This is a genomic window from Paenarthrobacter nitroguajacolicus (genome assembly GCF_031455195.1).
Lineage (GTDB): Bacteria > Actinomycetota > Actinomycetes > Actinomycetales > Micrococcaceae > Arthrobacter > Arthrobacter nitroguajacolicus_D.
The window spans coordinates 14,700-29,254 of the sequence record NZ_JAVDSH010000012.1; the positions used below are offsets into that span (position 1 = coordinate 14,700).

10 protein-coding genes are annotated in these 14,555 nt (G+C 63.5%); 2 read left to right on the forward strand and 8 right to left on the reverse strand.

Going from position 1 to position 14,555, the window contains the following annotated elements; genetic code table 11:
• The first annotated feature begins 20 nt into the window (after positions 1-20).
• On the forward strand, positions 21-1,292 hold the full coding sequence (locus J2Y68_RS20040; RefSeq protein WP_309996194.1) for a thiolase family protein: 1,272 nt from the start codon (positions 21-23) through the stop codon (positions 1,290-1,292).
• On the forward strand, positions 1,289-3,433 hold the full coding sequence (locus J2Y68_RS20045) for a 3-hydroxyacyl-CoA dehydrogenase NAD-binding domain-containing protein (RefSeq protein WP_309996197.1): 2,145 nt from the start codon (positions 1,289-1,291) through the stop codon (positions 3,431-3,433). The genes J2Y68_RS20040 and J2Y68_RS20045 overlap by 4 nt, the downstream gene beginning before the upstream one ends.
• A 165-nt stretch (positions 3,434-3,598) precedes the next feature.
• Here J2Y68_RS20045 and J2Y68_RS20050 read toward each other — a convergent pair whose 3' ends face one another.
• The 8 genes from J2Y68_RS20050 to J2Y68_RS20085 form a co-directional block, all read right to left on the reverse strand.
• Positions 3,599-4,576, reverse strand: coding sequence for an aldo/keto reductase (locus J2Y68_RS20050; protein ID WP_309996200.1), 978 nt, complete (start codon positions 4,574-4,576; stop codon positions 3,599-3,601).
• Positions 4,577-4,639: 63 nt separating this feature from the next.
• On the reverse strand, positions 4,640-4,858 hold the full coding sequence (locus J2Y68_RS20055) for a helix-hairpin-helix domain-containing protein (RefSeq protein ID WP_211714092.1): 219 nt from the start codon (positions 4,856-4,858) through the stop codon (positions 4,640-4,642).
• A gap of 33 nt (positions 4,859-4,891) precedes the next feature.
• Positions 4,892-5,452, reverse strand: a complete 561-nt coding sequence (locus tag J2Y68_RS20060) for a hypothetical protein (protein ID WP_309996205.1) — start codon at positions 5,450-5,452, stop codon at positions 4,892-4,894.
• Entirely contained in the window at positions 5,449-6,018 is a 570-nt protein-coding gene (locus tag J2Y68_RS20065) for a DUF402 domain-containing protein (protein WP_309996208.1), read from the reverse strand. Before J2Y68_RS20065 ends, J2Y68_RS20060 begins: the two co-directional genes overlap by 4 nt.
• On the reverse strand, positions 6,015-7,988 hold the full coding sequence (gene dxs, locus J2Y68_RS20070) for a 1-deoxy-D-xylulose-5-phosphate synthase (RefSeq protein ID WP_309996211.1): 1,974 nt from the start codon (positions 7,986-7,988) through the stop codon (positions 6,015-6,017). The genes J2Y68_RS20065 and dxs overlap by 4 nt, the downstream gene beginning before the upstream one ends.
• 177 nt (positions 7,989-8,165) lie before the next feature.
• A complete protein-coding gene (gene acnA / locus J2Y68_RS20075; RefSeq protein WP_309996214.1) occupies positions 8,166-10,973 on the reverse strand; it encodes an aconitate hydratase AcnA in 2,808 nt (935 codons plus the stop codon).
• A 233-nt stretch (positions 10,974-11,206) separates the two neighbouring features.
• Positions 11,207-12,574, reverse strand: a complete 1,368-nt coding sequence (locus tag J2Y68_RS20080) for a class I SAM-dependent RNA methyltransferase (protein ID WP_309996217.1) — start codon at positions 12,572-12,574, stop codon at positions 11,207-11,209.
• A complete protein-coding gene (locus tag J2Y68_RS20085) occupies positions 12,575-14,548 on the reverse strand; it encodes an APC family permease (protein WP_211714086.1) in 1,974 nt (657 codons plus the stop codon).
• Positions 14,549-14,555 lie beyond the last annotated feature (7 nt).

Below are 14,555 nucleotides of genomic sequence, written 5' to 3' on the forward strand. Positions count from 1 at the left end.
TCTCAACGAGGAGTTAATACATGAGTCCAGCACGCAGCGCCCAGAGGAACGTCCGCGACGTCGTCTTCGTCGACGGAGTCCGCACCCCCTTCGGCAAGGCCGGGGAAAAGGGCATCTATGCAGGCACCCGCGCCGATGACCTCGTGGTGAAATGCATCCGGGAACTGATGCGGCGCAATCCGTCATTGCCCGCCGATCGTGTGGACGAGGTCGCCATAGCGGCAACCACCCAAACCGGGGACCAGGGCCTCACCATCGGCCGCACGGCCGCCCTGCTGGCCGGGCTCCCCCGCACAGTTCCCGGCTTCGCGATCGACCGCATGTGCGCAGGAGCCATGACGGCAGTAACGACGACGGCCAGCGGCATCGGCTTCGGCGCTTACGACGTCGTCATCGCCGGTGGCGTCGAACATATGGGCAACCACCCCATGGGCGCTGGAGCGGACCCCAATCCGCGCTTCATGTCCGAACGCCTCGTGGACCCTGCGGCACTGAACATGGGCAACACAGCCGAGAACCTGCACGACCGCTTCCCCGCAATCACCAAGGAACGGACGGACGCCTACGCGGCCGGTTCCCAGGCCAAGCTCGCAGCTGCCTACTCCAACGGACAAATCCAGCATGACCTGGTTCCCGTGGCCACCATGAAACCCGGACAGGGCTGGGCACTGCACACCACGGATGAACCCCCGCGCCCCGGAACCACGGTTGAGGACCTTGCTGGGCTTCGCACTCCATTCCGCGCCCACGGGCGGGTCACCGCAGGCAACGCCGCAGGGTTGAACGACGGCGCCACGGCCGCAGTGCTTGCCTCGGCCGAGGCTGCCCAGGAACTTGGCCTTCCCGTCAAAATGCGCCTCGTCTCCTACGCCTTTGCCGGCGTCGAGCCTGAAGTCATGGGCATCGGCCCGGTACCCGCTACGGAGAAAGCCCTGCGGAACGCCGGCCTGGGCATCGAAGACATCGGACTGTTCGAAATCAACGAAGCGTTCGCAGTCCAGGTCCTGAGCTTCTTGGACCACTTCGGCATTGCCGACGACGATCCCCGGGTCAACCGCTACGGTGGTGCGATCGCCGTCGGACATCCACTCGCTTCCTCGGGCGTTCGTTTGATGAACCAGCTCGCACGCCAGTTCGAAGAAGACCCCTCGGTCCGCTACGGCATCACCACCATGTGCATCGGACTGGGTATGGGTGCCACCGTGATTTGGGAAAACCCGCACCACGCCGATTACGAATCTCTTGCCACCGACCAGGCCACCACGGCCGCCACCGAAGGAGCCGCAGCATGAGCGCCGCCGAATTCCAGAAGCTCGCCGCACTCTTCCCCGACGAAGTCGTCACGCATTCCTACGTTCAGGACATCGAACTCCCAGGCGGTGCAGGAACGTTTGCGCTGATCACCCTGGACAACGGCTTGGACCACTCCAAGCCCACCACCCTTGGACCCAACACCCTGGTGGAGCTCGGCAGCGTCCTGGAAGGCCTCAAGGCGCGGGCATCCAAGGGTGAAATCGTGGGTGTGGGCGTCACCGGCAAGCCCTATTTCCTGGTCGCAGGCGCGGACCTTTCAGCCGTGAAAACCCTGAAGGAACGCGAGCACGGCCTGTGGATGGCGCAGCTGGGCCACGCCGTCTACGCCACCCTCGCCGATCTCGGCGTTCCTAGCTTCGCCTTCATCAACGGCCTTGCCCTGGGCGGCGGACTGGAGATCGCCCTGCAGTCCACCTACCGCACCGTCTCCACAGGCGCTGGAGCCCTCGCCCTGCCTGAAGCCTTCATCGGCCTGGTCCCGGGATGGGGCGGCGTGTACATTCTTCCGCGCCTCATCGGTCCCGAGAACGCCGTTAAGGTCATGATCGAGAACCCCCTTAGCAACAACAAGACCCTCACCGGACCGCAGGCCTACGAGCTCGGCGTTGCCGACGCCATCTTTGAACCTGCCGACTTCGTTGAACAGTCGCTGGCCTGGGCGGCGCGCGTTATCTCCGGTGAGGTGACGCCTGAGCGGAAGAACTCGGTCGACGCCACAGAAGAAAGCGTTGCCGCCCGGTGGGCCGCCGCGGTGGCCGCCGGACGTGCCTTCGTCGAAGCGAAGACCTCCAACGCCTCCCCCGCACCGGCCAAGGTCCTGGACGTCATGGAAGCCAACCGCACCATGACCCAGGCCGAGTCCGCCGAACTTGAATGCGAGACCCTCGCCGGGCTCATGCAAACTGACGAGTTCCGTTCGACCGTGTACGCGTTCCTTGACCTCGTCCAGAAGCGCTCCAAGCGTCCCGCCGGAGCCCCGGACCGCAAGCTTGCCCGCCCCGTGACCAAGATCGGCGTGGTCGGCGCCGGACTGATGGCCAGCCAATTGGCGCTGCTCTTTGCCCGGCAGCTCAAGGTGCCGGTCGTGATGACGGACATCGACCAGGCACGCGTGGACAAGGGCGTGGCGTACGTCCATGCCGAAGTGGACAAGATGCTGGCAAAGAAGCGCATCAAACCCGACGCCGCCAACAGGACCAAGGCACTGGTTACCGGTTCCGTCTCCAAGGCAGCCTTCGCCGATGCCGACTTCGTTATTGAAGCCGTCTTCGAAGAACTCCACATCAAGAAGCAGGTCTTCGCCGAGGTGGAGGCAATCGTCTCCCCCGAGTGCATCCTCGCCACGAACACCTCCTCGCTGTCCGTCACCGCCATGGCCGAAGACCTGAAACACCCTGAACGCCTGGTGGGCTTCCACTTCTTCAACCCCGTGGCCGTCATGCCACTCCTGGAGATCGTGCGGGCGCCCAAGACCGACGACGCCGTCCTCGCCACTGCTTTCGAACTCGCCAAGGGACTCAAGAAGACCGCCGTCCTCGTCAAGGATGCCGCCGCGTTCGTGGTGAACCGCATTCTCCTGCGCCTCATGGGTGAGGTCATCGCCGCGTTCGACGAAGGAACCCCTGCAGAGGTGGCCGACACAGCACTGCGCCCCATGGGCCTGCCGATGTCGCCGTTCACCCTCAGCGCCATGGTGGGCTTGCCTGTAGCCCAACACGTCCAGGAGTCCCTGCACGCGGCCTTCGGCGACCGTTTCCCCGTATCGCAGAACCTGCAAAAGCTCATCGATAACGGCGTGAAGTCCCTGTGGGTCCCCGGCCCCGACGGCACCCCGGCCATCCCCGCCGAGACCCTCGCCATCATGTCCTTCGGCAACACCCCGTCCACAGGCGAAGAAGTCCTCCGACGTACCCAGGACGCCTTGGCCGAGGAAATCGGGCTGATGCTCGCAGAAGGCGTAGTCGCCGGCCCCGAGGACATCGACCTCTGCGTCATCATGGGCGCAGGGTGGCCGATGTTCCTGGGCGGCATCACCCCTTACCTGGACCGGGTGGGCGCCTCCGAGCGAGTGAACGGCAAGCGCTTCCTCGCGCCGGGAGTTGCTTCGGCCCCCGCCTAAACCCCGGCCCGGCTCTCTTCCCTCCCGCGGCTTGGACCAGAACGCTCTCTCACATCCCGCCGCTTAAAACAGAACGCTCTCTCACTAAGGTGAGAGAGCGTTCTGTTTTTAGGTCTGTTTTGTGAGAGAGGGATGGACCAAACGCGGGCGGGTTGTGAGCGAGGCCTAGAAGAGCGCTACCTTCGGCGCCTTCGGGAAGATGTCGTCAAGCTCCGCCCGGTCTTCCTGGGTGGGAACCCAGCGGACGGCTTCAGCGTTCTCCCGGATCTGCTCCGGACGGGTGGCCCCGGCGATGACGCTGCTGACACCGGGCTGGGCGGCCAGCCAGGAGAAGGCAAGCTGAAGCTCGGTGATGTCACGCTCCTTGGCGAACTGGCCGAAGCGACCCAACTGTTCCCAATCGGCGTCGTGTACAAGGTTGGTGCGGGTGTGGCTCAACCGCGAGCCTTCGGGGGCCTTGCCGGCAGAATACTTTCCCGTGAGCAGCCCGTTTGCCAGGGGGAAGTATGGCAGGACACCCAGGGAGAAGGCACCGGCTGCGGGAAGGACTTCGAGTTCGGCGCGCCGGTCCAGCAGGTTGTAGTGGTTCTGCGTGGAAATGAAGCGGGTTCCCCCAGCCTGGCGGGCAACATACTCAGCTTCGGCTATCTGCCAGCCGGCGAAGTTGGAATGGCCGATGTAACGGACCTTGCCGCTGGATACGAGGTCGTCCAAGGCAGCCAGGGTTTCGTCGATGGGAGTCCGGGGGTCCGGAGTGTGGAACTGGTAGAGGTCGATCCACTCCGTGTCCAGGCGGCGAAGCGATGCCTCGACGGCCTTCACGATGTAACGGCGCGAGCCCCGGGCACCGAAATCGTTGCCGTTGACCCCGCCCATGTCCATGCCGAACTTGGTGCCAATCACGACGTCGTCGCGGCGGCCCTTCAAAGCCCTGCCCAGCATGGTCTCACTCAGGCCAGGCTCACGGCCGTAAACGTCGGCAACATCGAAGAACGTCACCCCGGCGTCGAGGGCGGCGTGGACCACGGCATCCGTGCCTTCCTGTGACTCCGTGGGGGTGTTGGCGCGGCCGAGGTTGTTACAGCCCAGCCCAACTACTGAGACGGTCAATCCGGAATGGCCAAGGCGTCGGTATTCAGTCATGGGTTTAGCCTATATCGGCGGTCCAAGCAGCTAGTAACCCCAGGCAACAAACACTTCCGCCCCTTAGCTGCGGCCGTAGGTGATTCCCGATTCCTCCATGGCGTCCTCAAGCTGGGCAATGGCCACGGGCCCCATCCCATGGAGTTTGGTGGCTTTCAACTCGCCGAATTCGGCCAGCTGCTCCAGTGTCTCGATCCCCTCGTGGGCCAGCGCACGCTTGGCCGGCGCTGCGAGGCCTTTGGGCAACGGGGTATGGCCGGGCCAATTGCTTTTGGACGACATGGAGTGATCCCTTCTGGGCGCAATGGTGCTTACTTAGAGAGTAAAGCCCACACCCTGCTTCGGCGAGTGCTTAATTTTGAAAGCGGTCGGATCACTGTGGGGCGCGGCCGCTATGGTGAGCTTGGTGAAATCCAGGTCTTCACCGCGGACACAGATCTTGATGGCGTTCACGGCTTTGTTGACGTCAGGGCAGAGGCAAAAGATGTTCAGCCGGGAGTTGCCGATTTCTGAACGGTCCACCACTCCGAGGCCCCGCCAGGCAAGTTCGGCCGTGAGCGCGGTCTTGGCCTTCCGCTCAAGGTGGCGGTCCCGCTCGGTGCCCTCCTTGGTCTTGAGGGCCAACTGTGCCACCACCCAGAACTGCTCGGATTCGGGAATCTCCGCATATCGGTCTTCTTCGCATTGCGCGGCAAAGGCCGCCATCAGGCCCTCCACGGAGGTTTCATTGTCGACGGCGGTCTCGTCGGTCCTGCTCTGGTGGCCAACGACGCCGTGGTTCACGACGAACTGCTGGTCCTCATCGTCGTACCAGGCTTCCCGGAAGTGGAGAACCCCGTCGTCGTCGCGTTTGTAGGTACGGATAATGCCGCTCATGCTCGTCCTTTCCTGAACCACTCTGCGCTGGTGCTGGCAGCACCGGTCATGTCGAAGGGGGCTTCCATGCTTTGTAATGCCTCGAAAAGGCTTGCGCATTCCGCCCGCATGGCCGCAACCGTGTCCTTGGGGTACGCCATGTCGGTTCGATGCTGTTCGAATTCGTCTTCGTCATCCACGAACACCCCATGCTTGGTGGACCGGATGACGTCCAGGTCCATGTCGATCATGTGGAACTCGGTGACGCCGGGCTTCAGTTGATTCCAGGCATGGGCAGTGGCGAGATCGACGTAGATCCGGAAGTCGCCCGGGTAGCTGTCGTCATAGAAGGTGGCCACGTACTCCCCCGTGCGCGGGATGAGCAGGACAGCGTCCGACGCAGTGTAGAAAGCCGCCCCGGGCCGGGAGCAGAACTCCCCCGCCCCTTGGAAGACCCACCAGCCGTGGATGTCCTCACCTAGGTAGGTTCCCGGGACCACCCAGTGTGCCTTGCCGTTCCACTTCCTGTTCCTCGACACCACAAGGTCGCCGGGCTGCAGGGAGCCCGGCCCGCGGTCCGCGTTCACAGGGTAGGCATACTTCCGGTGGTGGGGTGCTCCTGGCCCGGCAACGGGCGGGCAAACGGAACCTTTGTTCCCAAAACCTGGGCTACGACGTCGTGGGTTATTTTCTGGGCAGTGAGCCCCACCCGCTCCAGGACCTGGCTACGCGATCCGTGCACCAGGAACTCGACGGGCAGGCCGACCTCGTTGAGGGCGGTATCGACGCCCGCGGCGCGCATTTCCTGCCTGATCCGGGAACCGACGCCCCCGGCCCGGACGCCGTCTTCAATACAGATGACCAAGCGGTGGCGGGCAGCCAAGGCAATGATGGACTTACGGACGGGCAGGACCCAGCGGGGGTCGACCACCGTGGAACTGATACCTTGGGCGCCGAGGCGAGCGGCGACGTCAAGAGCGATTTCCGACATGGCGCCAACGCTGACGATCAGGACGTCGTTCTCGGTGGAACCCTCGGGTCGTCGGGCGAGGATGTCCACGCCGTCATGCAGGCGCTCAATGGCCTCGACTTCAGAACCGACGCTGCCCTTGGAGAAACGGACCACGGTGGGGGCGTCGTTTATGGCCACGGCTTCGCGGAGTTCCTCACGGAGCCGCGAAGCGTCGCGCGGAGCAGCCAAGTGAAGTCCGGGCACGATCTGGACCATAGCCATATCCCACATGCCGTGATGGCTGGGCCCGTCCGGGCCGGTGACCCCGGCCCGGTCCAGGACGATGGTGACGCCGGCTTTGTGCAGCGCCACGTCCATGAGGAGCTGGTCGAAGGCCCGGTTGAGAAACGTGGCGTACACCGCCACGACGGGGTGGAGACCGCCAAAGGCCATGCCCGCGGCGGAAGTCAGTGCGTGCTGCTCCGCAATGCCGACGTCGATGACGCGCTCGGGATGGCGCTCAGCAAACTTGTGCAGGCCGACCGGAATGAGCATGGCGCCGGTGATACCTACGATGTCGGGGCGTTCGTCGGCGATGTCGGCGATTTCCTCAGCGAACACCGACGTCCAGGACCTGGCACCGGGCATCTCCGTGGATTCGCCCGTTTCGGGATCGATGATGCCCACGGCATGGAACTGGTCGGCCTCGTTGGCGAGGGCCGGAGCGTAACCATGGCCCTTCTCCGTCATGGCGTGCACGATCACGGGGCCGCCATAGGCCTTGGCCGTGCTGAGGGCGTGCTCCATCGCCTGGAGGTTATGCCCGTCCACTGGACCGATGTACTTCATGCCCAGGTCTTCGAACATGCCCTGCGGGGCCCACCAGTCCTTGATGCCCTTTTTCATGGCGTGCAGGCTCTTGTAGGTGAACTGGCCTACGGGGCCGCCGTTCTGCAGCCTCTTCTTCCACCAATCCAGCATGCCCTCATATGCCGGGGCTGTTCGCAACGAGTCGATGGTGGGGCGCAGGGACGCCAGGTAGTCGGCAAAACCGCCCACAGTGGGAGCGTAGGATCGTCCGTTGTCGTTGACGACAATGACCACCCGACGCCGCTTGTCCGCGGCAATGTTGTTGATGGCCTCCCACGTCATGCCGCCGGTCAACGCGCCGTCGCCCACTACCGCGACGACGAACCGGTCACCTTCGCCGGTCAGCTGGCGGGCGCGAGAAATACCATCAGCCCACGACAGGGACGAGGAAGCGTGCGAGCTTTCCACGATGTCGTGTTCCGATTCGGCGCGTTCCGGATAGCCCGAGAGTCCGCCTTGCTGGCGGAGCGTGCTGAAGTCCTGCCGGCCGGTGAGGAGCTTGTGCACATAGGACTGGTGACCGGTGTCAAAAACGATGCTGTCCCGCGGGGACTCAAAGATCCTGTGGATAGCGAGCGTCAGTTCCACAACGCCCAGATTAGGTCCCAGGTGTCCACCTGTGGCGGCTACGTTGGTGATCAGGAATGCCCTGATTTCTCCGGCCAGTTGTTCCAGCTCGGTGCCGGACAGTTTGGCCAGGTCCTGTGGATCCTTGACGGTTTCCAAAAGTCCCAACGGCCCTCCTTAGGGTGAATGACGTGCTTGTTAACTTTAGCGCGTGCCCGGCACCCACGCGTTTCCCACACTGGCAGGTCATGGAGCGGTGTGTGCCGGACGCCAACAGCCCCGGCTGGTCAGGCGACCAGCCGGGGCTGTCTGGCAATCGGAATCAGCTGGAACCCAGCTTCTTCGCTATGCGGAGATCTGGCGGAGGACGTACTGCAGGATGCCTCCGTTGCGGTAGTAGTCCGCTTCGCCCGGGGTATCGATACGCAGCACGGCATCGAAGGACTTGACGGAGCCATCTTCGGCCGTGGCCGTCACCTTGAGCGTCTTCGGCGTGGTGCCGTTGTTCAGCTCGGTCACGCCTTCAACGGCGAACGTTTCCGTACCGGTCAGGCCCAGCGTTGCTGCCGACTCACCGGCGGGGTACTGCAGCGGAAGGACGCCCATGCCGATCAGGTTGGAACGGTGGATGCGCTCGTAGCTTTCGGCGACAACAGCCTTGACACCCAGGAGCGCAGTGCCCTTGGCTGCCCAGTCACGGGACGAACCGGAACCGTATTCCTTGCCTGCCAGGACCACCAGCGGGATGCCGGCTGCCTGGTAGTTCTGGGCGGCGTCGTAGACGTAGGCCTGCGGTGCGCCTTCCTGGCTGAAGTCGCGGGTGAAGCCACCCTCAACGCCGTCCAGGAGCTGGTTCTTGATACGGATGTTCGCGAAGGTACCGCGGATCATGACTTCGTGGTTTCCACGACGCGAGCCGTAGGAGTTGAAGTCCTTGCGCTCCACGCCGTTGGCCAGCAGGTACTGACCAGCCGGGGTGTCCGACTTGAAGGAGCCGGCCGGGGAGATGTGGTCCGTGGTGACGGAGTCGCCAAGCTTCAGGAGCACGCGGGCGCCGGCAATGTCCTTGACGGGGTCCGGCTGAGCCTTCATGCCCTCGAAGTATGGGGGCTTCCGCACGTACGTGGAATCCTCGGCCCAGGCGAACGTGTCGCCCGCCGGGGTGTCGAGGGCCTTCCAACGGTCGTCGCCGTCGAAGACGCCTTCGTAACCCTTGGCGAACATGGCCTCGTCGATGGAGGAGTCGATGACTTCCTGCACCTCGGTGGGGTTCGGCCAGATGTCCTTCAGGAAGACCTCGTTGCCCTCGGAGTCGGTACCCAGGGAATCGGTGTCGAAGTCGAAGTCCATGGAACCGGCCAGTGCGTAGGCGATGACCAGCGGCGGCGAAGCCAGGTAGTTCATCTTGACGTCCGGGTTGATACGGCCTTCGAAGTTGCGGTTGCCCGAGAGCACTGCGGTAACGGAGAGATCGTTGGCCTGGATGGCTTCGGAGATTTCCGGCTCCAGCGGGCCGGAGTTTCCGATGCAGGTGGCGCAGCCATAACCCACGATGTAGAAGCCGAGCTTCTCCAGGTACGGCGTGAGGCCGGACTTCTCGTAGTAGTCCGTGACGACCTTCGAGCCCGGAGCTACGGAGGTCTTGACCCACGGCTTGGACGTCAGGCCCTTGTCCACGGCGTTGCGGGCCAGGAGTGCAGCCGCAAGCATGACGGAAGGGTTGGACGTGTTGGTGCAGGACGTGATCGAAGCGATCGACACCGCACCGTGGTCCAGTTCGAACTCGCGGCCGTCGGCGGTGGTGACCTTGACGGGCGAGGACGGACGGCCATGCGCACCGTTGGCGGCGGACGCTACGCGCGCCGTCTCCGTGGTGTGCGAGTCGGCGTGCGTAAACGATGGTGCGTCCGATGCCGGGAAGGACTCGTCCAAGGACTCGTCAACACTGCCGTCCTCGATGGCGACGTAGTTGTGGATGTCCTTGCGGAACTGTTCCTTGGCATCCGTAAGCTCGATGCGGTCCTGGGGACGCTTGGGGCCCGAGATGGACGGAACCACGGTGGACAGGTCCAGTTCCAGGAACTCCGAGAAACGGAGTTCGCGGGAAGGATCGTGCCAGAGGCCCTGTTCCTTCGTGTATGCCTCGACGAGGGCAACGTTCTCTTCCGAGCGGCCGGTCAGGCGCAGGTAGTCCAGCGTGACGTCGTCGATCGGGAACATGGCAGCCGTGGAACCGAATTCGGGGCTCATGTTGCCGATGGTGGCGCGGTTCGCCAGCGGCACAGCTGCGACGCCTTCACCGTAGAACTCGACGAACTTGCCCACAACGCCGTGCTTGCGCAGCATTTCGGTGATGGTGAGGACGACGTCGGTAGCGGTGGCGCCTGCCGGAATGCTGCCGTTGAGCTTGAAGCCGACAACGCGGGGAATCAGCATGGAGACGGGCTGGCCGAGCATCGCTGCCTCGGCTTCGATGCCGCCAACGCCCCAGCCCAGGATACCCAGGCCGTTGACCATGGTGGTGTGCGAGTCGGTGCCAACACAGGTGTCGGGGTAGGCACGGAGGACCCCGTCGACCTCACGGGTCATGACGGTACGTGCCAGGTACTCGATGTTGACCTGGTGGACGATGCCGGTTCCCGGAGGGACAACTTTGAAGTCGTCGAACGCGGTCTGGCCCCAGCGAAGGAACTGGTAGCGCTCACCATTGCGCTGGTATTCGATCTCCATGTTGCGCTCCAGTGCGCCGGAGTTGCCGAAGGCGTCGATCTGGACGGAGTGGTCGATGACCATTTCTGCGGGCGCCAACGGGTTGACGCGCTTGGGGTCGCCACCGAGTTCCTTGACGGCTTCGCGCATGGTGGCGAGGTCGACGACGCAGGGAACGCCGGTGAAGTCCTGCATGATGACGCGGGCAGGGGTGAACTGGATTTCCGTGTCGGGCTCCGCATTGGGATCCCAACCGGCCAGGGCGCGGACATGGTCGGCCGTTATGTTGGCCCCATCCTCAGTCCGCAGGAGGTTTTCAAGCAATACCTTAAGGCTGAACGGAAGGCTGTCAGCGCCTTCTACGGAGTTCAACCGGAAAATTTCATAATCGGTGCCGGCTACATTCAGTACGCCTTTGGAACCGAAGCTGTCCACAGTGCTCATGGCAGGACTCCTCTCGCAACAGTTTCATCTTTGTCGCGTGGTTGGCCGCTAGCCAGTTAGGCGGACCTTACTTAGCCGGGCGGCATCTCTGGTGGTCATCCCGGTCCGCCGCGGTGTTTCCTGCGAAGCGGGACTACTATGCCCATCGTAGTGGCATAAATCCCGGGAGGGGCAGGTGCCCGGACAAAGCCGATGCCACCCGCGCTGATCCAGCCAGGCGGGCGGCATCCGGGCTACTGGGCGGGGACGATGAGGCCCACGGTTTCCAGGTGGTGGGTGTTGGGGTAGAGATCGAAGGCCCGCAATGACCCGAGTCGCCACCCACCCTGCTGGAAGTAACCCAGATCACGCGCAAAGGAAGCGGGATCGCAGGACACATAGGCAATCGCGCGGGGCCCGGTGGCCATGAGTTGCTTGACCACTGCTTTGCCCGCTCCGGCGCGGGGCGGGTCCAGCACCAGGGAATCGAAACTGCGTGCCCGCTGGTGCAGCACCCGTTCCACCCGGCCCTGGACGATCTCCACCTGGGGTTGCCCATGCAGGTTCTTGCGGGCGTCGCGACTGGTTCCCGGCGCCCCCTCCACCGAGAGCACCGATCCGGTGACTCCGACGGCGTCCGCCAGTGGGGCAGTGAACAGCCCTGCACCGGCGTAGAGGTCGGCGACGGAGGCGCCCGGTTGCAAGTACCCGCCGCCGGCGAGGAAGTCCGTCACAGCCCCAACCAGGGTCTCCGGAGCATCCTTATGGATCTGCCAGAAACCCTCCCCTGTTACGCGGTATTCGTGACCTACTGCACTTTCCTGCACCCACGTCCTTCCACGCAGTTGCAGGACTTCGCCCTTGCCGGGATCGAAACTTGCCACCGAGACCTCATGGGGCAACTGCGAAAGGATGCTGTGCAGCCGTTTGGGACCAGTGCCTTCTTCCGGGGCAAGCAATATCAAAGGCCGCGATCCGTTGGCGGGCACGGCCACTTCAACGCGGGCGATACCTGACAAGTCCAGGTCCCACAGCCGGAGTTCGTTGATCCCTTGGAGCGCCAACGGCATCTCCTTGATGGGGACAACCACATCGGAGCGGTGTGCGTGCATGCCCAACCGGCCCTTGGAGGTGACCGCAAAGCTGGCACGCGTACGCCAGCCGAGTCCGCCGTCGTCGTTCTTCCCTACCGCTTCCACCTCGGTGGTGAGGTCCGTTCCGGCCAACCGCTTGAGTTGCTCGGCCAAGACCTCCGACTTGAGGGCGCGCTGCCGCGGCAGCGAGATGTGGCCCAGTTCCGCGCCACCCACCGGCGGACCGCCGCGCCGCCAGGAGCCCAGGGAATCGGCTGGCTTCCAAAAGTGCGGAACACGGTCCGGTGAAGCTTCCAGGACCTCGACGACGTCGGCGCGCCAGAAGCGCGACGAGTCGCCGGAGTCGGTCAGCCGCACCCGTACTTTCTCACCGGGGATGCCGTGGCGGACAAAGATGACGCGCCCTTCGTGGCGCGCAATGAAATGCCCGCCGTGGGCGATGGGTCCCACGTCGACCACGAGTTCAGGTCCGGGACCTGCATGTTCCTTGGTGTCTTGGTCATGGGGGGAATTGCTGTGGGACGTCATTTAGGTATCCTGCAGTGCCTTTGCTTCTTCGGACGACTTCAGCTGCCACGGAACGCTGGCAACCATGACTCCAGGTTCAAAGTGGAGCCGCGTCTTGATTCTGAGTGCTGTCTGGTTGTGGACCAGTTGTTCCCACCATTTACCCACTACATACTCCGGGATGTAGACCACGATCAGGTCGCGGGGTGAATCACGGCGCATGTTCTTGATGTAGTCCATGATGGGGGTCACGGTTTCACGGTAAGGGCTGGCGAGGACGGTCAGGGGAACCGGGATCTCAAGCTTCTCCCAGTCCCGGACTGTGTGTTCGGTCTCCTCGGAGTTGATGTCCACAGTGATCGCGTCCAACCGAGAGGGCCGTGACGCACGGGCATAAGCCAGCGCCCGGAGCACCGGCTTTCGCACATGCGAGACGAGGAGGACTGCATGCACCCGCGTAGGCAACGCACGGGGTGAGGAGTCCTCGTCCACCGCAAGTTCCTTGGCCACATTGTCGTAGTGGGCCCTGATGCTCCACATGATGAGGAACAGGATAAACATGGCGAGCAACGCGATCCAGGCACCCTGTTCAAATTTGGTGATCAGGACGATGACCAGCACCAAAGCCGTCATGCCGAAGCCCACCATGTTGATGGTGCGCGACTTGATAATGCGGCGTCGGATGGCTTTGTCGCGGGCAAGCTTGAGCTCGCGCCCCCAGTGCCGGATCATCCCGAGCTGGCTGGCGGTGAAGGAGATGAAAACACCCACGATGTACAGCTGGATCAACTTGGTGACATCGGCGTTGAACGAAAGAATCAGCACCAGCGCGCCGGCAGCCAAGGCCAGGACACCGTTGCTGAACGCGAGCCTGTCGCCGCGGGTCCGAAGCTGGCGGGGAAGGTAGCCGTCCTGGGCGAGGATGGAGCCCAGCACCGGGAAACCGTTGAAGGCGGTGTTCGATGCAAACACCAGGATCACGCCCGTAGCCGCAACCACGATGTAGAAGGGAATGGATCCCGCCCCGAAGATTGTGTCGGCGATCTGGCTGATGGCTGGATTCTGGATGTACCCCTCTGGCAGCGGTTTGCCATCAACAAGGAATTCCGTGGCGGGGTCCAGCACGATGTGGACCTTGGTGGCATTGGCGAGGAACAGGATACCGGCCAGCATCGCCGCAGCAATGGCACCGAGCAGAAGCAAGGTGGTGGCCGCGTTCTTGCTCTTGGGCTTCTGGAAGTTGGGTACGCCGTTACTGATGGCTTCGACGCCGGTCAGGGCTGCGGCGCCAGAGGAAAAGGCCCGAAGCAGGAGAAACGCGCCGGCCAGGCCCACCAGGCCTTCATCGAAGCCGGATTGCGGGACGATGGTGAAGTTGGCTGACTGCGCTTCCCCCAGTTGCCCTGTAGCAAACTGGAAAATGCCCACCGCTGTCATGCCAAGGATCGAGGCCATGAAGATGTACGTGGGGACAGCGAAAACCGAGCCCGCTTCCTTGATTCCACGCAAGTTCACCAACGCCAGGATGACCACGCCCACCGTCGCGATGAGCGCCTGCTGTCCGTGCAGCGATGGAATGGCGGTGGTGACATAGGCGGCCGCGGATGACATGGACACCGCCACGGTCAGGACGTAGTCCACCAGGAGCGCCGACGCCACTGTCAGGCCCGCGTACTTGCCGAGGTTGACGTTGGCGATTTCATAGTCGCCGCCGCCCGAAGGGTAGGCGTGGACATTTTGACGGTAGGACGCCACCACTGTGAGCAAGACCACCATGACGGCGAGACCCACAAGGGGGGAAAACGCTACAGCGCTGACCCCGGCGAGGGCCAGAGTCAGCAGGATTTCGTCCGGGGCGTACGCCACCGAGGACAAGGCATCCGAGGCGAAGATCGGCAAAGCGATGCGTTTGGGCAACAGGGTGTGGGACAGGCGGTCATTCCGGACCGGCCTGCCCACCAACACCCGCTTCGCGGCATTCAAAATTGTCAGCACTCCGCAA